General features: G+C 60.7%; 22 protein-coding genes. 15 read left to right on the top strand and 7 right to left on the bottom strand.

The genetic code is table 11. From position 1 onward, the window contains the following. The first annotated feature begins 2 nt into the window (after positions 1–2). The 4 genes from dapF to U862_RS0126945 are packed head-to-tail and all read left to right on the top strand — an operon-like array spanning position 3 to position 3,178. Entirely contained in the window at positions 3–833 is an 831-nt protein-coding gene (dapF, locus tag U862_RS0126960; protein ID WP_025113248.1) for a diaminopimelate epimerase, read from the top strand. Between the two features lie 13 nt (positions 834–846). Beyond that, positions 847–1,572, top strand: coding sequence for a DUF484 family protein (locus U862_RS0126955; protein WP_025113247.1), 726 nt, complete (start codon positions 847–849; stop codon positions 1,570–1,572). Positions 1,573–1,574: 2 nt separating this feature from the next. After that, positions 1,575–2,474, top strand: coding sequence for a tyrosine recombinase XerC (gene xerC / locus U862_RS0126950; protein ID WP_025113246.1), 900 nt, complete (start codon positions 1,575–1,577; stop codon positions 2,472–2,474). Then, positions 2,471–3,178: an HAD family hydrolase gene (locus U862_RS0126945; protein ID WP_025113245.1), complete on the top strand. Its 708-nt coding sequence runs from the start codon at positions 2,471–2,473 to the stop codon at positions 3,176–3,178. The genes xerC and U862_RS0126945 overlap by 4 nt, the downstream gene beginning before the upstream one ends. A gap of 189 nt (positions 3,179–3,367) precedes the next feature. Here the strand turns inward: U862_RS0126945 and sutA are convergent, their stop codons facing one another. The 4 genes from sutA to glnK form a co-directional block, all read right to left on the bottom strand. Further along, positions 3,368–3,694: a transcriptional regulator SutA gene (gene sutA / locus U862_RS0126940; RefSeq protein ID WP_007920420.1), complete on the bottom strand. Its 327-nt coding sequence runs from the start codon at positions 3,692–3,694 to the stop codon at positions 3,368–3,370. Between the two features lie 101 nt (positions 3,695–3,795). Next, on the bottom strand, positions 3,796–4,221 hold the full coding sequence (locus U862_RS0126935; protein WP_003229414.1) for a secondary thiamine-phosphate synthase enzyme YjbQ: 426 nt from the start codon (positions 4,219–4,221) through the stop codon (positions 3,796–3,798). 216 nt (positions 4,222–4,437) lie between these two features. After that, entirely contained in the window at positions 4,438–5,775 is a 1,338-nt protein-coding gene (locus U862_RS0126930) for an ammonium transporter (RefSeq protein ID WP_025113244.1), read from the bottom strand. Positions 5,776–5,812: 37 nt separating this feature from the next. Beyond that, positions 5,813–6,151, bottom strand: coding sequence for a P-II family nitrogen regulator (gene glnK / locus U862_RS0126925; RefSeq protein ID WP_002555808.1), 339 nt, complete (start codon positions 6,149–6,151; stop codon positions 5,813–5,815). Positions 6,152–6,564: 413 nt separating this feature from the next. Between glnK and U862_RS0126920 the strand changes: the two genes are divergently transcribed. The 8 genes from U862_RS0126920 to U862_RS0126885 all read left to right on the top strand — a co-directional run bounded on the left by U862_RS0126920 (position 6,565) and on the right by U862_RS0126885 (position 15,100). After that, a complete protein-coding gene (locus U862_RS0126920; RefSeq protein WP_025113243.1) occupies positions 6,565–6,822 on the top strand; it encodes an accessory factor UbiK family protein in 258 nt (85 codons plus the stop codon). A 224-nt stretch (positions 6,823–7,046) separates the two neighbouring features. Next, positions 7,047–8,540, top strand: coding sequence for a YifB family Mg chelatase-like AAA ATPase (locus tag U862_RS0126915; RefSeq protein ID WP_025113242.1), 1,494 nt, complete (start codon positions 7,047–7,049; stop codon positions 8,538–8,540). Between the two features lie 362 nt (positions 8,541–8,902). Beyond that, positions 8,903–10,075, top strand: coding sequence for a hypothetical protein (locus U862_RS0126910; protein WP_025113241.1), 1,173 nt, complete (start codon positions 8,903–8,905; stop codon positions 10,073–10,075). Positions 10,076–10,148: 73 nt separating this feature from the next. Continuing rightward, positions 10,149–10,691, top strand: coding sequence for an adenylyl-sulfate kinase (locus U862_RS0126905; protein ID WP_025113240.1), 543 nt, complete (start codon positions 10,149–10,151; stop codon positions 10,689–10,691). 2 nt (positions 10,692–10,693) lie between these two features. Next, positions 10,694–11,443, top strand: a complete 750-nt coding sequence (locus U862_RS0126900; protein WP_025113239.1) for a class I SAM-dependent methyltransferase — start codon at positions 10,694–10,696, stop codon at positions 11,441–11,443. Between the two features lie 6 nt (positions 11,444–11,449). After that, the gene (locus U862_RS0126895; protein ID WP_025113238.1) at positions 11,450–13,765 is read left to right on the top strand and encodes a PEP-utilizing enzyme; all 2,316 of its coding nucleotides are present in this window, start codon (positions 11,450–11,452) and stop codon (positions 13,763–13,765) included. After that, the gene (locus tag U862_RS0126890; protein ID WP_025113237.1) at positions 13,762–14,379 is read left to right on the top strand and encodes a gamma-glutamyl-gamma-aminobutyrate hydrolase family protein; all 618 of its coding nucleotides are present in this window, start codon (positions 13,762–13,764) and stop codon (positions 14,377–14,379) included. The genes U862_RS0126895 and U862_RS0126890 overlap by 4 nt, the downstream gene beginning before the upstream one ends. Before the next feature lie 7 nt (positions 14,380–14,386). Then, on the top strand, positions 14,387–15,100 hold the full coding sequence (locus U862_RS0126885; protein WP_025113236.1) for a phosphocholine cytidylyltransferase family protein: 714 nt from the start codon (positions 14,387–14,389) through the stop codon (positions 15,098–15,100). Between the two features lie 13 nt (positions 15,101–15,113). Here U862_RS0126885 and U862_RS0126880 read toward each other — a convergent pair whose 3' ends face one another. Beyond that, positions 15,114–17,090 (bottom strand): methyl-accepting chemotaxis protein, encoded by a 1,977-nt coding sequence (locus U862_RS0126880; protein ID WP_025113235.1) that lies wholly within the window; start codon positions 17,088–17,090, stop codon positions 15,114–15,116. A 190-nt stretch (positions 17,091–17,280) separates the two neighbouring features. Continuing rightward, positions 17,281–18,201: a LysR substrate-binding domain-containing protein gene (locus tag U862_RS0126875; protein WP_025113234.1), complete on the bottom strand. Its 921-nt coding sequence runs from the start codon at positions 18,199–18,201 to the stop codon at positions 17,281–17,283. A gap of 158 nt (positions 18,202–18,359) precedes the next feature. Between U862_RS0126875 and U862_RS0126870 the strand changes: the two genes are divergently transcribed. After that, entirely contained in the window at positions 18,360–19,757 is a 1,398-nt protein-coding gene (locus tag U862_RS0126870; protein WP_025113233.1) for a NorM family multidrug efflux MATE transporter, read from the top strand. Positions 19,758–19,887: 130 nt separating this feature from the next. On the opposite strand, the gene U862_RS0126865 is transcribed toward U862_RS0126870, so the two are convergent. Beyond that, positions 19,888–21,561 carry a bifunctional diguanylate cyclase/phosphodiesterase gene (locus U862_RS0126865; protein WP_025113232.1) on the bottom strand — a complete coding sequence of 558 codons (1,674 nt, stop codon included), beginning with the start codon at positions 21,559–21,561 and terminating at the stop codon, positions 19,888–19,890. A gap of 254 nt (positions 21,562–21,815) precedes the next feature. Between U862_RS0126865 and rep the strand changes: the two genes are divergently transcribed. Next, positions 21,816–23,825: a DNA helicase Rep gene (gene rep / locus U862_RS0126860; protein ID WP_025113231.1), complete on the top strand. Its 2,010-nt coding sequence runs from the start codon at positions 21,816–21,818 to the stop codon at positions 23,823–23,825. A gap of 55 nt (positions 23,826–23,880) precedes the next feature. Beyond that, positions 23,881–24,453, top strand: coding sequence for a xanthine phosphoribosyltransferase (locus U862_RS0126855; protein WP_025113230.1), 573 nt, complete (start codon positions 23,881–23,883; stop codon positions 24,451–24,453). The last annotated feature ends 937 nt before the right edge of the window (positions 24,454–25,390 follow it).

The raw sequence follows: 25,390 nt of genomic DNA, 5'->3' as shown, positions 1-25,390 counted from the left end.
CCATGCTGCTGCGTTTTACCAAAATGCACGGCCTGGGCAATGACTTCATGGTTCTCGACCTGGTCAGCCAGCACGCGCATATTCAGCCCAAGCACGCCAAGCAATGGGGCGACCGGCACACCGGTATCGGTTTCGATCAGTTGCTGATCGTCGAAGCGCCAAGTAATCCGGACGTGGATTTCCGTTACCGGATCTTCAACTCCGATGGCTCGGAAGTAGAACAGTGCGGCAACGGTGCGCGCTGCTTTGCCCGCTTCGTGCTCGACAAGCGCCTGACTGCCAAACGACAGATTCGCGTCGAGACCAAAGGCGGCATCATTGAGCTGGACGTGCGTAGCGACGGCCAGATCGGCGTCAACATGGGCGCGCCGCGTCTGGTGCCAGCGGACATTCCGTTCGACGCGCCGGCGCAGGCTTCCAGCTACCAGCTGGAAGTCGACGGCACCACAGTCGAACTGGCCGCCGTGTCGATGGGTAACCCGCACGCCGTGTTGCGCGTGCAAGACATCAATAACGCACCGGTGCATGAACTGGGGCCGAAAATCGAACACCATCCGCGCTTCCCGGCACGGGTCAATGTCGGTTTCATCCAGGTCATTGATCGTAACCGCGCGCAACTGCGCGTCTGGGAACGCGGCGCCGGGGAAACCCAGGCCTGCGGCACCGGCGCCTGCGCTGCGGCTGTCGCGGCAATCAGCCAGGGGTGGATGGATTCGCCGCTGTTGATCGACCTGCCCGGCGGGCGTCTGTCCATTGAGTGGGCGGGGCCAGGCCAACCGGTGCTGATGACCGGTCCGGCAGTGCGTGTATACGAAGGACAAGTGCGTCTTTGAGTGAGCAGAAACCATGACCGATAAGCCTCAGGTACCCGCCCGACAGTCCGACGAATCAGCGTCCGAGAGCCTGGAGGCGGCAGCGGTTGCCGCGTACCTGGAGGCTCATCCGGACTTCTTCGTCGAACACGAAGAACTGCTGCCCGCCCTGCGCATTCCCCATCAGCGCGGTGACACCGTGTCGCTGGTCGAACGACAGATGACCATCCTGCGCGACCGCAATATCGAGATGCGCCACCGCCTCTCGCAGTTGATGGACGTGGCCCGCGATAACGATCGTCTGTTCGACAAGACCCGCCGCCTGATCCTGTCCCTGATGGACGCTGCCACCCTCGAAGACGTGGTGATCAGCGTTGAAGACAGTCTGCGCCAGGACTTCCAGGTGCCTTTCGTCAGTCTGATCCTGCTCGGCGACAACCCGGCCCCGGTCGGCCGCTGGGTGACTCACGCCGACGCGCAAACCGCGATCGGCGGCCTGCTCACCGAAGGCAAGAGCGTCAGCGGCAGCCTGCGTGAACATGAACTGGACTTCCTGTTCGGCGAAGAGCAGCGCAAGCAGATCGGCTCAACCGCCGTGGTCGCCGTCAGCCATCAAGGCATTCACGGCATTCTGGCGATCGCCAGCCGTGATCCGCAGCACTACAAGAGCTCGGTCGGCACGCTGTTCCTGAGCTACATCGCCGAAGTCATGGGCCGTGTGCTGCCACGGGTCAACAGCTCCCTGCGCTCGGTACGCTGAGCATGGAACGACAACTGGACGCTTACTGCGAACATTTGCGCAGTGAGCGACAGGTGTCGCCGCACACCCTGTCGGCCTACCGCCGCGATCTTGATAAAGTCCTCGGCTGGTGCGTCAAACAGAACATCGGTAGTTGGGCCGCGCTGGACATCCAGCGCCTGCGCAGCCTGATCGCCCGCCTGCATGCGCAGGGTCAGTCTTCGCGCAGCCTTGCCCGATTGCTCTCGGCAGTGCGCGGTCTCTACCACTATCTCAATCGCGAAGGCCTTTGCGACCATGACCCGGCCACGGGCCTGGCGCCGCCAAAAGGCGAACGGCGCTTGCCGAAAACCCTCGACACCGACCGCGCATTGCAACTGCTTGAAGGTGCGGTCGAGGATGATTTTCTAGCGCGGCGCGATCAGGCGATTCTGGAGTTGTTCTATTCCTCCGGCCTGCGCCTTTCCGAACTGACCGGGCTCAATCTTGATCAACTCGACCTTGCCGATGGCATGGTTCAGGTATTGGGCAAGGGCAGCAAAACCCGCTTGCTGCCGGTGGGCAAAAAGGCCCGCGAAGCGATCGAGCAATGGCTGCCGCTGCGGGCCATGACCAATCCTGCGGACGACGCGGTGTTCGTCAGCCAGCAAGGCCGGCGCCTCGGTCCACGAGCGATTCAGGTCCGGGTCAAACTGGCCGGCGAGCGCGAGCTGGGGCAGAACCTGCACCCGCACATGCTGCGGCACTCCTTCGCCAGCCACTTGCTGGAATCCTCGCAAGACCTGCGCGCGGTGCAAGAGTTGCTCGGCCACTCGGACATCAAGACCACGCAGATCTACACCCACCTGGACTTCCAGCACCTGGCGGCGGTCTACGACAGTGCCCACCCAAGGGCCAAACGCAGCAAAGGCGACGATTCATGAACATCCAGTTGATTACCTTCGACCTCGACGACACCCTGTGGGATACCGCCCCGGTGATCGTCAGCGCCGAAGCGGTATTGCGCGAATGGCTCAGCGAACATGCACCGAACCTCGGGGCAGTGCCAGTGGAGCATTTGTGGGCGATTCGCGAGCGGGTGCTGGCCAGCGAGCCGGGCCTCAAGCACCGCATCAGCGCATTGCGCCGGCGCGTGCTGTTTCACGCACTGGAGGAAGCCGGGTACGCCCACGGCGAAGCCTCGGATCTGGCCGACAAGAGCTTTGAAGTGTTCTTGCATGCGCGGCATCAGATCCAAGTGTTCCCTGAAGTCGAGCCGGTGCTGGAAACCCTCGCCAACCACTACGCCCTCGGCGTGGTCACCAATGGCAATGCCGATGTGCGTCGGCTGGGGCTGGCGGATTACTTCAAGTTTGCGTTGTGTGCTGAAGACATCGGCATCGCCAAACCGGATGCACGACTGTTTCACGAAGCGTTGCAACGCGGTGGCGTGAGCGCTGATGTGGCGGTGCACATTGGCGATCATCCGGGCGATGACATTGCCGGAGCGCAGCAGGCGGGCATGCGCGCGATCTGGTTCAACCCGGCCGGCAAGGTCTGGGAGGCGGAGCGCTTGCCGGATGCCGAAATCAGCAGCCTGACCGATTTGCCAGCGCTGCTGGCGCGCTGGAATGCCAGCTCGAACTGATCGACTCCCCCCGTGGGAGCGAGCCTGCTCGCGAAGGCAATCTCTCATTCAATACTGATGTTGACCGACCCACCGCTTTCGCGAGCAGGCTCGCTCCCACAAGGGACCTGCGTTCGCTTCAGTTCTTTATTTCAGGCATGAAAAAGCCCGCAGCGACGGCGGGCTTTTTCAGCAAGCAAGTGGCACGCCTCAGATAGGGCGGCTACCGTACTTGTTGTCCGGCTTCTTCGGCGGATCGGCGACCACATTGGCCTCCACTTCCTGAACCTTGCCGCCACGCGACAGGAACTCTTCCATGGCCTTGGCCAGGGCGTCGCGCTCCTTGTTCTTGGCTTCGATGCTCGGCAACTCATCAACCGACACCGCAGCCTTGGCCTTGCCTTTGGCAGCCGGGGCCGGCGTATCGTCACCGCCATCGTCGTCAGCAACGTCTTCCGCTGCTGCTTCCAGGCCTTCCTCGGCCTCGTCTTCGTCGCCTACTTCGAGGTCGTCGTTTTCCAGATCATCGTCGCTCATGTTCTACCTCATGACTTGCGAAAAGCAGATTAGTTATAGACCAGCTTTGGCAACTGTCGAAAGTCGCCGTTAAAAAATCGTTAACCGCTGCTGACCAGCGGTTATGCCCCTTCACCGTGCAAGGTGGCGAGGACTTTTCGGGCACCGCCATGATCACGGTGCTCGCCCAGATAAACGCCTTGCCAGGTTCCCAGTGCCAGGCGACCTGCCGAAACCGGCAGACTGATCTGGCAACCAAGCACGCTGGCCTTGAAGTGCGCCGGGAGGTCGTCCAGGCCTTCGTCGTTATGCTCATAGCCGTCTGTTCCTTGTGGGATCAGACGATTGAAAAATCGTTCGAAGTCGCGACGGACCGCCGGATCGGCGTTCTCGTTGATGGTCAACGACGCCGAGGTATGCTGCAGCCACAAATGCAACAGACCGACCCGGCACGCCTTGAGTTCAGGCAGGCCGGCGAGTAACTCGTCCGTTACCAGATGAAAGCCCCGGGGCCGTGCCCGCAGGGTTATCAGAGTCTGTTGCCACATACAGTTCTCCGCACGTTCGGGGCGCATTCTAGCGCGCTCTGGGAAAAAACAAAGGCCCTAATATTCCTGCAATGATGTAAGCGATTGACCGCAGAAAAACGTCCGTCGTAAACACGACCAAAGCCGTACGAAAAATCCTTTCAGCCTTCCCTTCAATGACAAATTCCAGACAAAAAAATGCCCGGCAAGCCGGGCAAGTTTTTTCGATGCGCGTACTTACAGGTTGTAGCCGCGTTCGTTGTGTTGTGCCAGGTCCAGACCCACGGCTTCTTCTTCCTCGGTGGCACGCAGGCCCATGACCACGTCCAGTACCTTGAGGATGATGAAGGTGACGATCGCGGTGTAGATCACCGTGAAGCCGACACCTTTGCACTGAATCCACACTTGTGAAGCGATGTCGGTCACGGTGCCGAAGCCGCCCATGGCCGGTGCGGCGAACACACCAGTGAGGATCGCGCCGAGGATACCGCCGATACCGTGCACGCCGAAGGCATCCAGGGAATCGTCGTAACCGAGTTTGCGTTTGAGCGTGGTGGCGCAGAAGAAGCACACCACACCGGCCGCCAGACCGATGATCAGCGAACCCATCGGGCCCACGGTACCGGCTGCCGGAGTGATTGCCACCAGACCTGCAACCACGCCCGAGGCGATGCCCAGTGCGCTAGGTTTGCCGTGGGTGATCCACTCGGCGAACATCCAGCCCAGTGCCGCGGCAGCGGTAGCGATCTGGGTGACCAGCATCGCCATGCCGGCGGTGCCGTTGGCCGCTGCGGCGGAGCCTGCGTTGAAGCCGAACCAGCCGACCCACAGCATCGCTGCGCCCATCAGGGTGTAACCGAGGTTGTGCGGAGCCATCGGTGTGGTCGGGAAGCCTTTGCGCTTGCCCAATACCAGGCACGCCACCAGGCCGGCGATACCGGCGTTGATGTGAACCACGGTGCCGCCCGCGAAATCGAGCACGCCCCAGTCGCCCAGCAACGAACCCGGACCGCTCCAGACCATGTGCGCAATCGGCGCATAGACCAGGGTGAACCAGACGCCCATGAACACCAGCATCGCGGAGAACTTCATACGCTCGGCGAAGGCACCGACGATCAGCGCCGGAGTGATAATGGCGAAGGTCATTTGATAAGTGACGAACACCGCTTCAGGGAACAGCGCTGCCGGGCCGGTGATGCTGGCAGGCGTGACACCCGCGAGGAAGGCCTTGGCAAAGCTGCCGACGAAGGAGTTCAGGTTGACGACGTTGGCTTCCATCCCGGTGGTGTCGAACGCCATGCTGTAGCCATAGAGGAACCACAGGATGGTGACCAGGCCGGTAATGGCGAAGCACTGCATCATCACCGAAAGAATGTTTTTCGACCGCACCATGCCGCCGTAGAACAGCGCGAGGCCAGGAATGGTCATGAACAGCACGAGGGCTGTGGAGGTCAGCATCCAGGCGGTATCGCCGGAATTGAGGACTGGAGGTGCCACCGGATCTGCCGCCATAGCCAGGCCGGGCATTACGATGGACAACAGGGCGCCTAGCCCTGCGAATTTACGCAGAGTCATATTGTTTTCTCCTGGGGCGTTGGGTTTGTGGCGGCGTTTAGATCGCGTCGGTATCGGTTTCGCCGGTACGGATGCGAATCGCCTGTTCCAGATTGACCACGAAGATCTTGCCGTCACCGATCTTGCCGGTGTTGGCAGCCTTGGTTATCGCCTCGATAACCCGATCCAGATCCTTGTCGTCGATAGCAACGTCGATTTTCACCTTGGGCAGAAAATCGACCACATACTCCGCGCCGCGATACAGCTCGGTGTGACCCTTCTGCCGGCCGAAGCCTTTGACTTCAGTAACGGTAATGCCCTGCACGCCGATTTCGGACAGCGACTCGCGCACGTCGTCCAACTTGAACGGCTTGATGATGGCAGTGACTAGCTTCATGAAACTCTCTCCCGAATTGGTGGACTTGCCCCAGGAAAACAAACCCGACTCAAGTCTAAGCGCAGTGCCTGGCTTTGTAACGCATCGTCGGCCTTACCTGCCCGACTGACGCCAGCTAACCGCTGCTGACGAAACTCCCCGCTCCGCCTGCCGCACTGCATTCGTCACAGCGACTGCATCAGTGCATGGGTCACTACCGACTAAGCAGAAAGCTTGCCATCTCGCCAAATTCCTCTGATTTCAATCCCTTGGCCGCTGCCGCAGGCGCTTGCGCAAAAAAGCCCCGACGGTTACGCACAACAACGGTGCGCTGCCGTCCGTCCGCTTGCGCGAAAAGCGTGCATCCGTGCCTGCGCCAATGACTATAGACACTGCGTGATACACTGCCCGCCACTGTTTACAGGACACATTCCATGCTCGCGCCCAAAGACTTCCTCGACGCCCTGAGCGGCACCGCCTCCCGCCTTTTCAGCGGCGACACCCCGCTGCCGAAAGCCGAAATCGAAAGCCAGTTCAAGATGCTGCTGCAAAGCGCCTTCAGCAAACTGGACCTGGTGAGCCGCGAAGAATTCGATAGCCAGATGGTCGTCCTGGCGCGGACTCGCGCTCGCCTTGAAAGCCTTGAAGCCAAAGTCGCAGAGCTGGAAGCCAAGCTGACGCCACCGGCATAGTCTCAGCGGACGTGATTGCGTCCACCAACGATGCACAGGCCTTGGCCTCACCAAAGCCTGCGCAGTAAAAACCGCCTCCTCGAGGCGGTTTTTTTTCGCCTCGAAATGGGTTGGCGACTACCCGCAACATCCAGTGAAAGTTCGCCTCCGCCAGATCCCCCTTCCCCAACTACCCTTAAAAAAACCGCAGGAAGCGGCACCCCGATTCAGCTCAAGGAACGACCATGTCCCTCTCCATCGTCCACAGTCGCGCCCAGATTGGCGTGGATGCTCCCGCTGTTACTGTCGAAGTTCATCTGGCCAATGGTCTGCCGTCACTGACCATGGTCGGCCTGCCCGAAGCCGCAGTGAAGGAGAGCAAGGATCGGGTGCGCAGCGCGATCATCAATTCCGGGCTGCAGTTTCCGGCGCGGCGGATCACTTTGAATCTGGCGCCGGCGGATTTGCCCAAGGATGGCGGGCGGTTTGATCTGGCGATCGCCCTCGGGATTCTGTCGGCGAGTGTGCAGGTGCCGTGCCTGACACTGGATGATGTGGAGTGTCTGGGTGAGTTGGCGTTGTCCGGCGCAGTGCGGCCGGTGCGCGGGGTGTTGCCGGCAGCACTGGCGGCGCGCAAGGCCGGTCGTGCACTGGTGGTGCCGCGGGCGAATGCTGAGGAGGCTTGCCTGGCCTCGGGATTGAAGGTGTTTGCAGTGGATCACTTGCTGGAGGCAGTGGCGCATTTCAACGGGCATACGCCGGTGGAACCCTATGTGTCGAACGGGCTGATCCATGCGGCGAAACCCTACCCCGACCTGAATGAAGTGCAAGGTCAGATGGCAGCGAAACGGGCGCTGCTGATTGCTGCGGCGGGCGCGCATAACCTGTTGTTCAGTGGGCCACCGGGGACCGGCAAGACCTTGTTGGCGAGTCGCTTGCCGGGGCTGCTGCCGCCGCTGTCCGAATGCGAGGCCCTGGAGGTGGCGGCGATTCAATCGGTCGCCAGTGGCGTGCCGCTGACGCATTGGCCACAACGCCCGTTTCGTCAGCCGCACCACTCGGCATCCGGTCCGGCGCTGGTCGGCGGCAGCTCAAAACCGCAACCTGGAGAAATCACCCTCGCCCATCACGGCGTGTTGTTCCTTGATGAATTGCCGGAGTTTGATCGCAAGGTGCTTGAGGTGCTGCGCGAGCCACTGGAGTCCGGGAACATCGTGATTGCCCGGGCCAAGGAGCGTGTACGCTTTCCAGCACGGTTTCAGTTGGTGGCGGCAATGAATCCTTGCCCCTGTGGATATCTTGGCGAACCCAGTGGCAAGTGTTCATGTACGCCAGACATGGTCCAGCGCTATCGCAACAAGCTGTCGGGCCCTCTATTGGACCGGATCGATTTGCACCTGACGGTAGCGCGAGAGGCGACGGCGTTGAACCCTGCGGTAAAGCATGGAGAGGACAGCGCCAGCGCCGCCGCGTTGGTGGCCGAGGCCCGCGAACGTCAACAGAAACGCCAAGGATGTGCCAATGCGTTTCTTGATCTGCCGGGGCTGCGCCGACACTGCAAGTTATCCACAGCCGATGAGACCTGGCTGGAATCAGCCTGTGAACGGCTGACCTTGTCACTGCGCTCGGCGCATCGGCTGCTCAAGGTCGCCAGGACGTTGGCGGATCTGGGCCAGGAACAAGACATCAGGCGCGAACATCTGGCAGAGGCGTTGCAATACCGACCGGCAACACAATAAGGACGGCAGGGCTTGTGGCAAACAGATTCGCACCGAAAAATAAACCTCCGTGCACTGATGGCCATTAGCCGAGATGTGATATAACGGCGGCGCTCTTTTTTACTAGTTATCCGTCTATCGACAAGACATAGAGCATTTTGCAGCGTGGAAATGGAGGCGGGACATCATGGACAAGATTTCTATTGCTCACCGGGCAAAACCGTTAAATAAACCAGTGTAGTCACGACTCAAGCCATCTCTGGCTTGCATGCGTATGCCTGGTCGTTAACTTTAATATATATAACTACAAAGTCCTTGTCCGGCGTTATTGGTCAGCTTGATATTGACTTCAATTAAACAAATTTTAAAAGCAAAACCTCATCATGAAAAATGTTTTTTTGATCAGTAACGTGGCTGATGGCGGCAAAACCTATCTTGAGTATCTGATTCCGGCGCTCAACTCGCTTCGGGGCAAGTATAACTGTGTCGTGCTGAATACTGACCGTACCGGTTTAAGCAAAGAGGACGTCGAAGCCATCCTCGACTTCCCGGTCAAGCAGGTGGGCAATGATTACATTGCCGGTCTGAAATCGCAGATCGTCATCTCAAATGATGCCTATGCCGGACGCCTGCTGGATGATTCAAACTTTGCCATCTTCATCAGTCACGGCAATGTCGGAATGCCGACCAAAGACAAGTATTACTATGCAGAACTGACCTCGTACTGGGATGCGATCATCTCTTCATCCCGGTCGGGCTTTGATTTGCTTACGGCGGGTTTGCAGGCATACCGTCGCGACCGAAAGGCCCTGAAAACGATGCTGACCGATGGGTTGGCCTTGCGTTCGGATATGCGTAACACCAGCCCAGTGGCTACGCTGCCGGTGAAAATTCCCGGCATCTTCGAATCCGCACCGCCATCGCACAAAACCTCGGACGATTATGTTGTCGGGCTTCTGCCGACCCAGCTGGGTATCTGCCCGAACGGAGCGACACTGTATGAAAACCTGCAAACGGTGATCAATGCGGTCAAGTCGCAGATCCCCCACGCAAAATTCATCTTGCGCCCGTACATGGCCGAGCTTTCCCACCCGACAGTGAAAGCGCTGTGCCAGGAACTCGCCGCCTATGAATGGATAACCGTCGACGTGGCAGGCACCAGCAGCACGGTGTTCTACAAACAATGCGACACCATCATTACCGATGCATCCACCGGCGGTGTCTCGTTCATGCTTAATACCTGCAAGTTGCCGATTTACTACGTGCCTTTTACCGACGAAAGCAATCTCACGGTCGACGCCTGGTTAGCGCAAATGGAAAACATGTTGCCCATCGCCAGAAGCAGCGAGGAACTAAGAGATATGGCACTCGGGTTCAGCCTGCTAGGAAAAGAACAGAGCCACTACATATACAATAAATTCTACCAGGCACAGTACAGTGACTTGCCCCAGTCTCAGGAAGTGTTCCATGACTTGATTGAGTACCGGCACGAGTCGAAGTTCTGTTCGTTCTCGATTGACTCTTTCGGGGACATTAACCAGCGCGACAAACATTAAAATAACGCACGCCTGACCTCATGCGAGGAAACAGCCTGCCGATACACTCGAATCGAACACAAGTCAGAACGCTATGAAATGTGAAGCTGGTGGACAGGTAATCTGGATTACGGGTCTTTCGGGAGCAGGCAAGTCAACGCTGGCCCGTGAGTTCGTCGCCAGACTGCGCACAGCAGGACAATCGGTGGTCATGCTCGATGGCGATGAATTGCGCGAGGTATTCGGCGCAACCGCCGCCAACTCGCAAAACCATGGCCGTGAAGGGCGACTGGCACTGGCAATGCAATATGCCCACTTGTGCCGGATGATCGCCGCGCAAGGCCAGACCGTGGTGATCGCAACGATTTCGCTGTTTCGCGAAGTCCATGCATGGAATCGCGCTCACCTGCCCGGCTATTTCGAAGTTTATTTGAAAGTCCCGGTCGAGGAGTTGCGGCGCCGCGATCCGAAAGGAATCTACCGTCGATTCGATGCGGGTGAACTGCACAACGTTGCCGGGCTTGATCTGACCATCGACGAGCCGCAAGCGGCAGACTGGCTTGTGGAGTTCGACCCTCAGCGCTCCAGGCAAAGCCTGGCAGAAGATTTGATCAACAAAATTTATAGAAGGAACTGAGTATGAAAACCGAATGGGACTACACCACCCTGGCTGATGCTTACCTGAAACGCCCTGACTACGCCGATGCTGCCATTGACGCCATGCTGTCGATCGCGGGTGCCGAGCAAGGCGACAAGTTCTGTGATGTCGGCGCCGGTGTTGCGCACTTGACCCTGATGCTGGCCGCCCGCGGTCTGGACGTCACGGCAGTGGAACCCAACGATGCGATGCGTGCCAATGGCATCAAGCGCACCGCCGAGCTGGCCAATGTCAAATGGCACGAAGGCACCGGTGAAGTGACCGGGCAAGCAGCGCAAGCATTCGACATGGTCACTTTCGGCAGTTCCTTCAATGTCTGCGACCGTCAGCAGGCGCTCAAGGAAACCGCGCGCATTCTCAAGCCACGTGGCTGGTTTGCCTGCATGTGGAACCACCGCAACCTGGAAGATCCGATTCAGGCGCGCATCGAAGCCATCATCAAAGAACGCGTAGCCGATTATGGCTACGGTACCCGCCGTGAAGACCAGACCGCCGTGATCGACGCCAGTGAGCTGTTTGGCCCGGTCGTGCATCTGGATGCGCGGGTCATCCACGAGCAATCCATCGCAGAGTGCCTGGAAGCCTGGCGCTCCCACGCCACGCTGGAGCGTCAGGCGGGCGCGAAATTTCACGAAGTCATCAGTGCCATCGACGATTACCTGCAAAGCCTGCAGACGCCGTCGATCCAGATTCCGTACTCGACAAATATCTGGGTCGCTCAGCTGAGATAACGCCTGATGGCCCTGCATTTCTCTACCAAGGCCGGCACCCTGTCGCGCCTGCAAGGGCGGCTCGCGTCGGCACGTATTGCGCCACTGCTCGCGTTCACCGTGGCGCAGTGGCAAGCGGACCGGCGCGCCTGCATTCAGGATCTCCAGAGACGGCTGCCCGCCACCTCCTGGATCGTGCGCTCCAGCTGTGGCCGCGAAGACAGCGCCCAGGCTTCTTTCGCCGGTGCGTTTCTCTCGGTGCCGAATGTCGAGGAAGCAGGGCTTGAGTCGGCGGTTGAACAGGTTATCGCCAGTTATGGCGAGGCGCACCTGAGCGATGAGGTGATGATTCAGCCCATGCTCGGTAACGTGATTCGCTCCGGCGTGGCATTTTCCCACGACCCGAATACCTGCGCGCCTTATCGAGTGATTAACTGGTCGGAAGGTGACGACACCGCATCGGTCACCGGCGGCATGGGCGGACGGCTCTGGCAGCAGGCGGCGCACAGTCCCGCTTCAGCGCCTGCGTCCCTCTCACCGATCATTGCCTTGCTTGAGGATCTGCTGGAACTGTTCGGCGGTGGTCCCGTCGATTGCGAGTTCGCGGTGACGCGTGAAGCCGACGGCGAGATCTTGTGGCTATTGCAGGCGCGGCCGTTGATTCTGCCGGCACCGGCAGAGTCCGACGCAACGCAGGCTGCACGCCTGCAAAGCATCGAGCGCAAAGTCGCGCGTGGTATGCGCCCGCATCCGTTCCTGATCGGCCAGCGCACCGTCTACGGCGTAATGCCCGACTGGAACCCGGCAGAGATCATCGGTATCCGTCCCAAACCGCTGGCGCTGTCGCTGTATCGCGATCTGGTGACCGACTCCATCTGGGCTTACCAGCGTCACAACTATGGCTACCGCAACTTGCGCAGCTTCCCGCTGATGCCGCATTTTTTCGGTTTGCCGTATATCGATGTGCGTCTGTCATTCAACTCCTTCATCCCGGCCGACCTTGATGAAGGGCTGGCCGGACGGCTGGTCGATTACTACATCGATCGCCTGCTGGCGGAGCCGACCCTGCACGACAAGGTAGAGTTCGAGATCGTTTTCTCCTGCTACACACTGGACCTGTCGCAACAGCTCGAGCGTCTGGCCGATGCGGGCTTTAGCGACCTCGAACTGGAAGCCATCAGCTCCAGTCTGCGCAAACTGACCAACCGTATCGTGCACCCCAAGGATGGTTTGTGGCGCAGTGACGCCAACAAACTCGACGTGCTCAATGCCCGCCGCGAAGAGCTGCTGGCCTCCAACGCCGACCCGCTCGAACGCATCTACTGGCTGCTGGAAGACGCAAAACGCTACGGCACCCTGCCCTTCGCCGGGCTCGCCCGTGCGGGCTTCGTTGCGGTGCAGATGCTCAGATCGCTGGTCAGCGTCGGGGTCTTCTCGCAGGCCGATTACGATGCGTTCATGGCTGGGGTTTCGACCGTCAGCGGTCAGTTGGCCCGTGATCGGGCGACGCTCGACAAGTCCGCTTTCCTGGCGCGCTATGGACATTTGCGTCCGGGCACCTACGACATTCTGTCGCCGCGCTACGATGAAGCACCGGAGCTCTATTTCGATTGGGACCAGCGGCCAGCCGCTCCTGAGCCTCTGCAGCCGTTTTCGCTGACGCTGCCGCAGATGCGCGAGATCGTGAAACTGCTCGAGGCCCATGGCCTGCAACCGGACCCGGTGGGACTGCTGGACTTCCTGCAAAACGGCATCGAGCTGCGTGAGCTGGCCAAGTTTCATTTCACCCGCAACCTCTCGGACGCCCTGGCGCTGATCGCGCAGGTCGGCGCCGAGTACGGCATCGACCGTGAAGAGCTGGCCTATTGCGATATCAGCGCCTTTCAGGAACTGCACGTTGCCGCCGCCGATCCGCAAGACGTGCTGCTGCGCAGTATCGAGCAGGGCAAGGCGCGCTACGCCGAAACGCTGAAGGTTTCGCTGCCGCCCGTGATCACCCGCCCGGAAGATGTCTGGAGCTTCGAGTGGCCGGAAACGGCCCCCAACTTCATCACGCAAAAACGTGTGACCGCGCCCGTGGTGCAATGCGATGACCGGGAAAAACTGGCCGGGGCGATTGTCTGCATCCCCAACGCGGATCCCGGGTTCGACTGGTTGTTCGCGTACCCGATTGCCGGGCTGATCACCGCGTGGGGCGGAGCCAATTCGCACATGGCGATCCGTGCCGGTGAGCTCGGCCTGCCGGCTGTCATTGGTGCTGGTGAAGTGCTTTACCGGCGCTGGTCGACGGCGGATATCCTGCATCTGGATTGCCCGGGGCGCCGGGTGGAGATGATGACATGACGCTTGTCGCTGTCAGTCAGCGCGTGGACCTGCACCCTGAGCGTGGCGAAACGCGCGATGCCCTGGATCAGCGTCTGGTCGGTTTCCTGCTGGCGGCGGGCTTCACTCCCGTGCCGGTACCGAACGGATTGGTCGGCGCCAGCCTCGATCATTGGCTGGCAGCCATAGCACCCCAGGCGTTGGTGTTGTCCGGCGGCAACGACATCGGCCAGTGCCCGGCTCGCGATCACACGGAGGCGTGCCTGCTCGATCACGCCCGCGCACGCAACCTGCCAGTGCTGGGTATCTGCCGCGGCATGCAGATGCTGGGGCATTGGTCTGGCAGCGAACTGAAAGCGGTCAGCGGGCATGTGCGTACCCAGCATCGGCTGTCTGGCCGGATCGTCGCTGACGTAAACAGTTATCACAGCCAGTCTCTCGCCGGTTGCCCGCAAGGCTTTGAAGTCCTGGCGCGCAGTGAGGATGGCGAAATCGAAGCGATCCGGCATCTGTTTCTGCCTTGGGAGGGCTGGATGTGGCACCCGGAGCGCGAGGCACAATTTGCATCGCACGACGTTCAGCGAATAAAGCTGTTGTTCGGCGAGGCCGACACCATTCAACAACCGTTGGGATAGCACTGCTGTGAAAGCCATTATTCTGGCTGCCGGACGTGGCAGCCGCATGAAAAGCCTCACCGATGAACGACCAAAGTGTCTGGTCGAATTGCGCGGCAAACCCTTGCTCGAATGGCAACTGCAATCGTTGCGCGCAGCGGGCATCAGTGAAATCGCCGTGGTAACCGGCTACAAGCGCGAATTGTTGGCCGACCGGGGCCTGAGCGAATTTCACAACCCTCGCTGGGCCGACACCAACATGGTGTCGTCGCTGGCCTGCGCCGAGTCCTGGCTTGAGGGCCAGCCATGCATCGTCAGTTATTCGGACATTTTTTACAGCCCGGACGCCGTCCGGTCGCTGATGGCCAGCGAAGCGTCGCTGGCCGTCACCTACGACCCCCATTGGCTGGCGTTGTGGACTCAGCGTTTTGGCGATCCACTGCTGGATGCCGAGACGTTCCGGCTCAATAGCGACAACACGCTGGCCGAAATCGGCAACAAACCGCATTCGGTGGAGGAAGTCGAAGGCCAGTACATGGGGCTGCTGCGCTTCACGCCCGCAGGTTGGGCAGAGGTCGTGCGGCTGCGGGGCGAATTAACCTCGGACCAGTGCGACAAGATGCACATGACCAATACCCTGCAGCGTGTCATCGACGCCGGTCGAGTCGCGATCGAGGCCGTTGCCTATTCAGGAGAATGGGGAGAGGTCGACTCCAGCGAAGACCTCTCCGCGTACCAGTAACCGGCACGCCGCATCAGCGGAAACGATCAACCTCGGAGCGCAGATCGGCGGCCAGCTTCTCCAGTTCCTTGGCGGTGACCGCCAGATTGGAAACCACTTCGCGCTGCTCACTGTTGGCCAGTGCGATGCTCTGCAAATTACTGCTGAGCAACGTCGCCGTGCTGCTCTGCTCCTGCGTCGCCGTGGTGATCGCCGCAAACTGCTGCCCTGCCGAACGGCTCTGCTCATCGATCCGCGCCAGCGCCGAGGCCACGTTGGCATTGCGCGACAGGCCTTCCTGCATCAGCAGATTGCCCTGCTCCATGGTGCTGATGGCGTTGCCGGTTTCCTGCTGGATGCTGTGGATCATCCCGGAGATTTCGTCGGTCGCCTGACGGGTACGCGACGCCAGGTTGCGCACCTCGTCAGCCACCACGGCAAAACCACGGCCCTGCTCACCGGCGCGGGCCGCTTCAATGGCCGCATTGAGGGCCAGCAGGTTGGTCTGTTCGGCAATCGAGGTGATCACACTGACGATGCCGCCGATTTCCTGGGAACGCTGACCGAGGGTGTTGATCACGCTAGCGGTGGTGTTCAGCGCACCAGCGATTTGCTCCAGCGAGGAAGAGGCTTCTTCCATCGAGGTGCGCCCGATCTGGGTCTGCTGGGCATTTTCCTGCGCCAGACGCTGGGTGTTGCCCATGTTGTCGGCGATGTTCAGCGAGGTGGCGCTGAACTCTTCCACCGCACCGGCCATGCTGGTGATCTCGCCCGACTGCTGCTCCATGCCCTCGTACGCGCCACCGGACAACCCGGACAGCGCCTGGGCACGGCTGTTGACCTCTTCCGAGGAGCGGCGAATATGCTCGACCATGGTCGACAGCGCCTGGCTCATCTGGTTGAACGCGCGGGACAACTGGCCGATTTCGTCGTTGCTCGACACATTCAGGCGCACGCTCAGGTCGCCGGCGCCCAAGGCTTCGGCCTGACGTACCAGATCGCCCAGCGGTTGCAGCTTGCTGCGCAGCAGCCACATCGCCGCGCCCACCGCGATCAGCATCGCCAGCAGACTGCCGATGGCCAGTTGCGTGCCGACACTCCAGGTCACGGCGCGAATCTCGGATTTCGGCATGCTCGCCACCACCGACCACGGCCCGCCTTCGAACGGTACGGCGATGCTGTAGAAGTCTTCGGCGGTGTCGCTCCAGAACTCGCCTTTACCCGGTTTTCTGGCCAGACCGTTGATCACCGGCACTGCCTGATCCAGTGCCTGCACACCCGCTGGCGCAACCAGCCATTTGTTTTGCTCATCCAACAGCGCCAGCGAGCCGCTCTGACCGATGCGGAAACGCTTGAGGTTGTCGAACTGGGCGTTCTGCGCATCGGTGTAGTCGAAACCGACGAACAACACCGCAATCACCTTGCCGCTGCCGTCGCGCACCGGGGTGTATTGGGTCATGTAGGAACGATCGAACAGCAAGGCGCGACCGACATAGCCCTGTCCCGCCATCAACTTCGCATAGGCCGGGTGCGCATGGTCGAGCAAGGTGCCGATGGCGCGCGTGCCATCCTGTTTGGTCAGCGAGGTGCTGACCCGAACGAAGTCTTCGCCGCTGCGCACAAACAGCGTGGCGACACCGGCGGTCATTTGCTTGAACTCGTCGACTTCCTTGAAGTTGTTGTTCAGCACTTCGCTGCCCAGATGCAGGCCCGGCGTCTGGGTACCGGCAACCGTCACCGGCTCATCCGCGTGAATGCTCAGGCCCGCGCTGAAGCGTTTCTCGAACAATCCGCTCAGGCGCTGCGTACTTTCGCGCAGCGTGCCGTGGAAGGTACTCAACTGATCGGCCAGCAGCCGCGCCTCACTGGCGAGGTGTTCTTCACGGGTGGCGAGGTTGGCGGTATCCAGCGAACGCAGGGCGAACACCGTACTGCCACTGATGACGATCGCAAGGATCACAGCGAGCGCGAGGCCCAGCTGCGAGGCGATCCGGGCGCGAGGTTGAGACATGGACAGCTCCTGGCCGAGCCACCGGATCCTCCTTGATCGCAGCATCTGCTCGGAAATTTTCTAATATGGGGGGTGAAATCGTGGAAACCGGCACGACGGTCCCACCTGCTCATTTTCGGCGGTAAAAGCGAATACTTGAGTAAACAGCGGGGTTATGGCGCAAGGCCGGCATTGTGGCGGCTCGAACGTTTCAGCTCAAGCGCTCGACCACCGGCAGCGCCATCACGCGCACTTCGCCTTGCAGGAAGTCGCTGAGGCGGCGCAAACGCTCACCTCCCGGCCGGGTCTTCGGCCACACCAGGTAATAATTCAGCCCGCTGGCGACGGCGGTCGGCCACGGCAGGCTCAAGCGCCCTTGCGCCACATCCTCGGCAACCATCAGCAGATCGCCCATCGACACACCGTAACCGCGCGCCGCCGCGATCATCCCCAGTTCAAGGGTATCGAACACCTGTCCGCCCTTGAGCGAGACCTGATCGGACAGCCCCATGTGCTCCAGCCAACTGCGCCAGTCACGCCGATCCGGGGTCGGGTGCAGCAACTCGGTGGCAGCCAAGCGCGCGACATCCCAGGGTTGATCGTTCAGCAGGTTCGGTGCACCGACCGGAATCAGCTCTTCGGGAAACAGCAGGCTGGCCTCCCAGTCCGGCGGGAAATGCCCGTCACTGAGCAGCACCGCGCAGTCGAAAGGCTCGTTGTTGAAGTCGACCGAGTCCACGTCCATCCAGGCACTGGTCAGTTGCACCTCGTTGCCCGGTTGCAGATGACGGAAGCGGCTGAGCCGCGCCAGCAGCCAGCGCATGGTCAGGGTCGATGGTGCTTTCATGCGCAGGATGTCGTCTTCGGCGCGCAAGGTGTTGCAGGCGCGCTCAAGCGCAGCAAAGCCGTCGCGAATCCCCGGCAACAGCATCCGGGCGGACTCGGTGAGTTGCAGGTTGCGTCCGCTGCGGTGAAACAGCTTGCAGGCAAAATGCTCTTCAAGCGTACGAATATGCCGACTCACCGCGCTCTGGGTGATCGACAGTTCCTCAGCGGCGCGGGTGAACGAACTGTGCCGCGCTGCCGCTTCGAATGCGCGCAGGGCATACAAGGGTGGAAGACGACGAGACATATACCAAGCTCCAGTAGCGGGATGCAGCCAACCTGGCAGAATTCTTTCATGATGAGTTTTAATCATGCCACCCATCCTTTTTATCCCTTTGTGCAAACGCTGCCAAGCGCCGAGAATCGACGGTCCCCTGTTCCCTCTTTCAATGAGTGGTGATGACCATGCAGCATCCTGTGCGTACCGAACTCTGGGCCATCCTGCGGCTGGCGGGGCCGTTGATTGCTTCACAGTTGGCGCACATGCTGATGGTGCTGACCGACACCTTGATGATGGCGCGATTGAGCCCTGAAGCGTTGGCCGGTGGCGGGCTAGGGGCTGCGAGCTATTCGTTCGTGTCGATTTTCTGCATCGGCGTGATCGCGGCGGTCGGCACCCTGGTGGCGATTCGCAAGGGGGCCGGCGACATTATCGGCGCCGCACGCCTGACTCAGGCCGGGTTGTGGCTGGCGTGGCTGATGGCGCTCGGCGCTGCGCTGCTGCTGTGGAACCTCAAACCGGTGTTGCTGCTGTTCGGCCAGACCGAAACCAACGTCAACGCCGCCGGGCAGTTCCTGATTGCCCTGCCGTTCGCCCTGCCCGGCTACCTGAGCTTCATGGCTCTGCGCGGCTTCACCAGCGCGATTGGTCGGGCGACGCCGGTGATGGTCATCAGCCTTGGCGGCACCGTCGCCAACTTCCTGCTCAATTACGCGCTGATCACCGGCATGTTCGGCCTGCCGAAATTGGGCCTGACGGGCATCGGCCTGGTCACGGCGATTGTCGCCAACTGCATGGCGCTGGCGCTGGCCTGGCACATCCGTCGGCATCCGGCCTACGACGCTTATCCGTTGCGCGCGGGCCTGTCGCGGCCGAATCGCCAGTACCTCAAAGAGCTGTGGCGTCTCGGTCTGCCAATCGGCGGCACCTATGCAGTAGAAGTCGGCTTGTTCGCCTTCGCCGCGCTGTGCATGGGCACCATGGGCAGCACGCAATTGGGCGCACACCAGATCGCCCTGCAGATCGTTTCGGTGGCGTTCATGGTGCCGGCGGGGATGTCCTACGCGATCACCATGCGCGTTGGCCAGCATTACGGCGCCGGGCAACTGGGCGATGCGCGGATGTCCGGGCGGGTCGGCATCGTATTCGGCGCGGTGGTGATGTTGGGTTTTGCAATGGTGTTCTGGTTGCTGCCGAACCAGTTGGTCGGCCTGTTTCTGGACCATGACGACCCGGCGTTTGCCGAGGTGATTCGTCTGGCCGTGAGCCTGCTGGCCGTGGCGGCGTGGTTCGAGTTGTTCGACGGCACGCAGACCATCGCCATGGGTTGCATTCGCGGGCTCAAGGATGCCAAGACCACGTTCCTGGTCGGCCTTGGTTGCTATTGGCTGATCGGCGCGCCAGCGGCGTGGTGGATGGCGTTCCACTTGAACTGGGGGCCGACCGGCGTGTGGTGGGGGCTGGCGCTGGGCCTGGCGTGTGCGGCGGTGAGCCTGACGCTGGCGTTTGAATGGAAGATGAAGCGGATGATTCGGCTGGAGCCGGGAGCATCAAGTCCGTTCACGGTCCCTCAGACTGACTGAGGCCTCCATGTGGGAGCGGGCTTGCTCGCCAAAGCGCTGGGTCAGGCAGCATATGCTTTGACTGACATGGCGCCTTCGCGAGCAAGCCCGCTCCCACAGGGGGAGTTATGTATCCAGCGGAATGTTGTGGTCAGCTCACGATTTCGAGGGCTGACTGCTGGCTTGAGCCGAAGGTGAGGTACTCCACCAGTTCCGCCAACGGCAACGGCCGGCTGATCAGATAGCCCTGCACCTGATCACAGCCAAAGCCGCGCAGTAGTTCCAGTTGCTCCGGCGTCTCGACCCCTTCCGCCACCACTTCCAGGTGCAGGTTGTGCGCGAGATTGATCATCGCGTGCACCAGTTTGCGGTTCTCTTCGCGCTGTTCCATGCCACCAACGAAGCTCTTGTCGATCTTCAGCAAGGTGATCGGCAGGCTGTTGAGGTGCACGAACGATGAAAACCCGGTGCCGAAGTCGTCCAGCGAGAAACGCACGCCGAGGCGGCCGAGGGCGTCCATGGTCTGCTTGACCAGATCGCTGCGGCGCATCACGGCGGTCTCGGTCAGCTCGAACTCCAGCCACTGCGCCTCGACCCCTCGCTCAGCGATCAACCGGCTCAATGTCGGTAACAGCTGACTGTCCTGAAACTGGCGGAACGACAGGTTGATCGCCATGTGCAGCGCTGGCAGGCCTCGCTCGCGCAAGGCCTGCATGTCACGCAGGGCCCGGGAAATCACCCAGTAACCCAGTGGCACGATCAACCCGCTCTGTTCGGCCAGCGGCACGAATTCGCTCGGCGGCAGCAGACCCCGCTCGCCATGACGCCAGCGCACCAGCGCTTCGAGGCCGACAATCTGGCCGTCCTCAAGATTAAGCCGTGGCTGGTAATGCAACTCCAGCTCATCGCGACGCAAAGCCCTGCGCAGCTCGCTTTCGAGGTCGGCCATGCTCCGCGCATTGCGGTTGATGCGTTCGTTGAAGATGTGGAAGGTGCAGCCCTGGGTGCTCTTGGCCTGCTGCATGGCGATGTGCGCATGCCACATCAGCGGGTCGGCGCCACCTTGTGCGCGGGCGTGGGCGATGCCAAGGCTGGAGCCGATCAACAGGCTTTCGCCATCGACCCAATACGGTTCGGACAAGGCTTCAGTGATGCGTTCGGCCATCCACTCGGCGCGTTGCGGCGCACGGCGGGTGTCGATCAGCAGGGCAAACTCGTCGCTGCCCAGGCGCGCCAGTTGATCACCGGCCTCCAGCTGACTTTTCAGCCGCGCAACGACCTGCAGGATCAGGCGATCGCCGGCCTGATGGCCAAGGGCATCGTTGGCGTGACGAAAGTTGTCGAGATCGAGATGCCCGAGGGCCAGGCCACGTCCGTCATTCTCTGCGAGGCGCGCTGTGAGCAAGGTCTGGAACCCCTGGCGATTGGCGATGCCGGTCAGCGGATCCTGTTCAGCGAGGCGTTGCAGGGTGTTTTCCAGCACGCCGCGCTCACGCACATGGCGCAGGCAACGACGCAGCATGCCGGCGTCGAGGGCGTCGAACACCAGCCAGTCGCTGACGCCATCGGGCGCGGTGGCCGGTTCGTGATCCAGCAGCAACACTGTCGGCAGGCTGCAACGGCCCGGGGCCGGCTGCAACGCGGCAACGGTCAACAACACCGCATGGCGGTTGTCTTCGAACAGACTGCTGACCGACTCCCAGCTCGGCGCGCTGATCAGCACCGCCGCGCTCCCCATCGGAGCCAGACACTCGCGCAATAACGCTGTCCACGCTGGCTCTTCGGCCAGTAGCAGCAAACGCAAGGGTTCGACAGGCGTAGACAAGCTAGCTCCCTAGACTCTGCAATGATGTGGGCGGGGCATTATGCCGTTGCGATGTTCAATGACAACGATTATCAGAACGTTATTTTGTGTCACGAATGAGAACATTAGCCGCAAAATCACCGTGCATCCTCCGCGAAAGTAACAAAACCGGCAAATTTGAATCGCGCGGTGCGTCACAAGTCGGAGAGAGCAGCACAAATCGCTGAGCCTGTTAAAATGCCGGCCCATTTCGTCAACGACTCCCGAATTTTCGTATGTCCCGACTCAATCCCCGGCAGCAAGAAGCCGTGAACTACGTCGGCGGCCCTCTATTGGTGCTCGCCGGCGCTGGCTCCGGCAAGACCAGCGTGATCACGCGCAAAATCGCGCATCTGATCCAGAACTGCGGCATCCGCGCCCAGTACATCGTCGCCATGACCTTTACCAACAAGGCCGCGCGCGAGATGAAGGAGCGGGTCGGGACGCTGCTGCGCGCCGGCGAAGGTCGCGGCCTGACAGTCTGCACCTTCCACAACCTGGGCCTGAACATCATCCGCAAGGAACACGTGCGGCTGGGCTACAAACCCGGTTTCTCGATCTTTGACGAGACCGACGTCAAAGCGCTGATGACCGACATCATGCAGAAGGAATACGCGGGCGACGACGGTGTCGACGAGATCAAGAACATGATCGGCGCCTGGAAAAACGACCTGATCCTGCCGCCGCAGGCGCTGGAGAACGCGCGTAATCCGAAAGAGCAGACCGCCGCCATCGTCTACACCCACTACCAGCGCACGCTCAAGGCGTTCAACGCGGTGGACTTCGACGACCTGATCCTGCTGCCGGTAAAGCTCTTCGAAGAGCATGCCGACATTCTTGAAAAGTGGCAGAACAAGGTGCGTTACCTGCTGGTCGACGAATACCAGGACACCAACGCCAGCCAGTACCTGCTGGTGAAAATGCTCATCGGCAAGCGCAACCAGTTCACCGTGGTGGGCGACGACGACCAGTCGATCTACGCCTGGCGCGGCGCGCGGCCGGAAAACCTGATGCTGCTCAAGGACGATTATCCGTCCCTGAAAGTGGTGATGCTGGAGCAGAACTACCGCTCCACCAGCCGCATCCTGCGTTGCGCCAACGTGCTGATCTCGAACAACCCGCACGAATTCGAAAAGCAGCTGTGGAGTGAGATGGGCCACGGTGACGAGATCCGCGTGATCCGCTGCCGCAACGAGGACGCCGAAGCCGAGCGCGTGGCCATGGAAATCCTCAGCCTGCACTTGCGCACCGATCGCCCGTACAGCGATTTCGCTATCCTCTATCGCGGCAACTACCAGGCCAAGCTGATCGAGCTGAAACTGCAGCACCATCAGGTGCCGTACCGTCTGAGCGGCGGTAACAGCTTCTTCGGCCGTCAGGAAGTGAAGGACTTGATGGCCTACTTCCGCCTGATCGTGAACCCGGACGACGACAACGCCTTCCTGCGGGTGATCAACGTGCCGCGCCGGGAAATCGGTTCCACGACTCTGGAAAAGCTCGGCAACTACGCCACCGAGCGCAAGATCTCGATGTACGCCGCCACTGACGAAATCGGTCTGGGCGAGCATCTGGACAGCCGCTTCACCGATCGCCTGTCGCGCTTCAAGCGCTTCATGGACAAGGTCCGTGAGCAGTGCGCCGGCGAAGACCCGATCTCGGCGCTGCGCAGCATGGTCATGGACATCGACTACGAGAACTGGCTGCGCACCAACAGCTCCAGCGACAAGGCTGCGGACTACCGCATGAGCAACGTCTGGTTCCTCATCGAAGCCTTGAAGAACACCCTGGAAAAAGACGAAGACGGCGAGATGACCGTCGAGGACGCCATCGGCAAACTGGTCCTGCGCGACATGCTGGAACGTCAGCAGGAAGAGGAAGACGGCGCCGAAGGCGTGCAGATGATGACCCTGCATGCGTCCAAGGGCCTGGAATTCCCCTACGTGTTCATCATGGGCATGGAAGAGGAAATTCTCCCGCACCGCTCCAGCATCGAAGCCGACACCATCGAAGAGGAGCGCCGCCTGGCCTACGTGGGCATCACCCGCGCGCGTCAGACCCTGGCGTTCACCTTCGCCGCCAAGCGCAAACAGTACGGCGAGATCATCGATTGCGCGCCAAGCCGCTTCCTCGATGAGCTGCCGCCGGACGATCTGGCGTGGGAAGGCAACGACGACACACCGACCGAAGTCAAAGCCGTGCGAGGCAATAGCGCACTGGCTGATATACGCGCGATGTTAAAGCGCTAGAATTGACCACTTTTTTAAAGCTTAGGGCGCACAAGCGCTGAACGAGGACAGCTTCATGGAAGCATTGCACCAGAAAATCCGCGAACAAGGCATCGTGCTTTCCGATCAGGTCCTGAAAGTCGACGCCTTTCTGAACCACCAGATCGACCCGGCCCTGATGAAGCTGATCGGCGACGAATTCGCCACGCTGTTCAAGGACTCCGGCATCACCAAGATCGTTACCATCGAGGCCTCGGGCATTGCTCCGGCGATCATGACCGGTCTGAACCTCGGCGTGCCGGTGATCTTCGCCCGCAAACACCAGTCCCTGACCCTGACGGAAAACCTGCTGTCGGCGACCGTTTACTCGTTCACCAAGCAGACCGAAAGCACCGTGGCCATCTCCCCGCGTCACCTGACCAGCAGCGATCGCGTGCTGATCATCGACGACTTCCTGGCCAACGGTAAGGCATCGCAGGCGCTGATCTCGATCATCAAGCAGGCTGGCGCCACCGTGGCCGGCCTGGGCATTGTCATCGAGAAGTCGTTCCAGGGCGGCCGTGCCGAACTGGATTCGCAGGGCTATCGCGTTGAATCGCTGGCTCGCGTCAAATCGCTGAAGGATGGCGTTGTCACCTTCATCGAATAACGCAACAGCGCATTCCCCCTGTGGGAGCGGGCTTGCTCGCGAAGGCGTCGTGCCAGTCGACAAATTCTTTGACTGATCGGGCGCTTTCGCGAGCAAGCCCGCTCCCACAGTTGGTTTTGGGTCAGGGCGTTAGTTCGCGGTGGTGTTCGGGGCGGATGGCTTCGATACCGTCACCGTTAACCCGCAACATCGCATTCCCCCTGTGGGAGCAGGCTTGCTCGCGAAGGCGTCGTGCCAGTCGACATATTCTTTGACTGATCGGGCGCTTTCGCGAGCAAGCCCGCTCCCACAGTTGTTTTGGGTCGGGCCGTTAGTTCGCGGTGGTGTTCGGGGCGGATGGCTTCGATACCGTCACCGTTAACCCGCAACATCGCATTCCCCCTGTGGGAGCGGGCTTGCTCGCGAAGGCGTCGTGTCAGTCGACATATTCTTTGACTGATCGGGCGCTTTCGCGAGCAAGCCCGCTCCCACAGTTGTTTTTGGGTCAGGCCGTTAGTTCGCGCGGGTCTTCGGGGCGGATGGCTTCGATACCGTCACCGTTAACCCGCAACATCGCATTCCCCCTGTGGGAGCGGGCTTGCTCGCGAAGGCGTCGTGTCAGTCGACAAATTCTTTGACTGATCGGGCGCTTTCGCGAGCAAGCCCGCTCCCACAATTGTTTTTGGGTCAGGGCGTTAGTTCGCGGTGGTGTTCGGGGCGGATGGCTTCGATACCGTCACCGTTAACCCGCAACATCGCATTCCCCCTGTGGGAGCGGGCTTGCTCGCGAAGGCGTCGTGTCAGTCGACATATTCTTTGACTGATCGGGCGCTTTCGCGAGCAAGCCCGCTCCCACAGTTGTTTTTGGGTCAGGCCGTTAGTTCGCGCGGGTCTTCGGGGCGGATGGCTTCGATACCGTCACCGTTAACCCGCAACATCGCATTCCCCCTGTGGGAGC

The sequence above is a fragment of the Pseudomonas sp. H1h genome (genome assembly GCF_000633255.1).
Classification (GTDB): Bacteria; Pseudomonadota; Gammaproteobacteria; order Pseudomonadales; family Pseudomonadaceae; genus Aquipseudomonas.
This window is presented reverse-complemented; position numbering and strand designations above follow the sequence as displayed.

What these genes read in the sequence shown, in the direction of transcription:
- dapF (WP_025113248.1), top strand. Translation starts at nt 3, where the DNA reads ATGCTGCTGCGTTTTACCAAAATGCACGGCCTGGGCAATGACTTCATG.
- U862_RS0126955 (WP_025113247.1), top strand. Translation starts at nt 847, where the DNA reads ATGACCGATAAGCCTCAGGTACCCGCCCGACAGTCCGACGAATCAGCG.
- xerC (WP_025113246.1), top strand. Translation starts at nt 1,575, where the DNA reads ATGGAACGACAACTGGACGCTTACTGCGAACATTTGCGCAGTGAGCGA.
- U862_RS0126945 (WP_025113245.1), top strand. Translation starts at nt 2,471, where the DNA reads ATGAACATCCAGTTGATTACCTTCGACCTCGACGACACCCTGTGGGAT.
- sutA (WP_007920420.1), bottom strand. Translation starts at nt 3,694, where the DNA reads ATGAGCGACGATGATCTGGAAAACGACGACCTCGAAGTAGGCGACGAA.
- U862_RS0126935 (WP_003229414.1), bottom strand. Translation starts at nt 4,221, where the DNA reads ATGTGGCAACAGACTCTGATAACCCTGCGGGCACGGCCCCGGGGCTTT.
- U862_RS0126930 (WP_025113244.1), bottom strand. Translation starts at nt 5,775, where the DNA reads ATGACTCTGCGTAAATTCGCAGGGCTAGGCGCCCTGTTGTCCATCGTA.
- glnK (WP_002555808.1), bottom strand. Translation starts at nt 6,151, where the DNA reads ATGAAGCTAGTCACTGCCATCATCAAGCCGTTCAAGTTGGACGACGTG.
- U862_RS0126920 (WP_025113243.1), top strand. Translation starts at nt 6,565, where the DNA reads ATGCTCGCGCCCAAAGACTTCCTCGACGCCCTGAGCGGCACCGCCTCC.
- U862_RS0126915 (WP_025113242.1), top strand. Translation starts at nt 7,047, where the DNA reads ATGTCCCTCTCCATCGTCCACAGTCGCGCCCAGATTGGCGTGGATGCT.
- U862_RS0126910 (WP_025113241.1), top strand. Translation starts at nt 8,903, where the DNA reads ATGAAAAATGTTTTTTTGATCAGTAACGTGGCTGATGGCGGCAAAACC.
- U862_RS0126905 (WP_025113240.1), top strand. Translation starts at nt 10,149, where the DNA reads ATGAAATGTGAAGCTGGTGGACAGGTAATCTGGATTACGGGTCTTTCG.
- U862_RS0126900 (WP_025113239.1), top strand. Translation starts at nt 10,694, where the DNA reads ATGAAAACCGAATGGGACTACACCACCCTGGCTGATGCTTACCTGAAA.
- U862_RS0126895 (WP_025113238.1), top strand. Translation starts at nt 11,450, where the DNA reads ATGGCCCTGCATTTCTCTACCAAGGCCGGCACCCTGTCGCGCCTGCAA.
- U862_RS0126890 (WP_025113237.1), top strand. Translation starts at nt 13,762, where the DNA reads ATGACGCTTGTCGCTGTCAGTCAGCGCGTGGACCTGCACCCTGAGCGT.
- U862_RS0126880 (WP_025113235.1), bottom strand. Translation starts at nt 17,090, where the DNA reads ATGTCTCAACCTCGCGCCCGGATCGCCTCGCAGCTGGGCCTCGCGCTC.
- U862_RS0126875 (WP_025113234.1), bottom strand. Translation starts at nt 18,201, where the DNA reads ATGTCTCGTCGTCTTCCACCCTTGTATGCCCTGCGCGCATTCGAAGCG.
- U862_RS0126870 (WP_025113233.1), top strand. Translation starts at nt 18,360, where the DNA reads ATGCAGCATCCTGTGCGTACCGAACTCTGGGCCATCCTGCGGCTGGCG.
- rep (WP_025113231.1), top strand. Translation starts at nt 21,816, where the DNA reads ATGTCCCGACTCAATCCCCGGCAGCAAGAAGCCGTGAACTACGTCGGC.
- U862_RS0126855 (WP_025113230.1), top strand. Translation starts at nt 23,881, where the DNA reads ATGGAAGCATTGCACCAGAAAATCCGCGAACAAGGCATCGTGCTTTCC.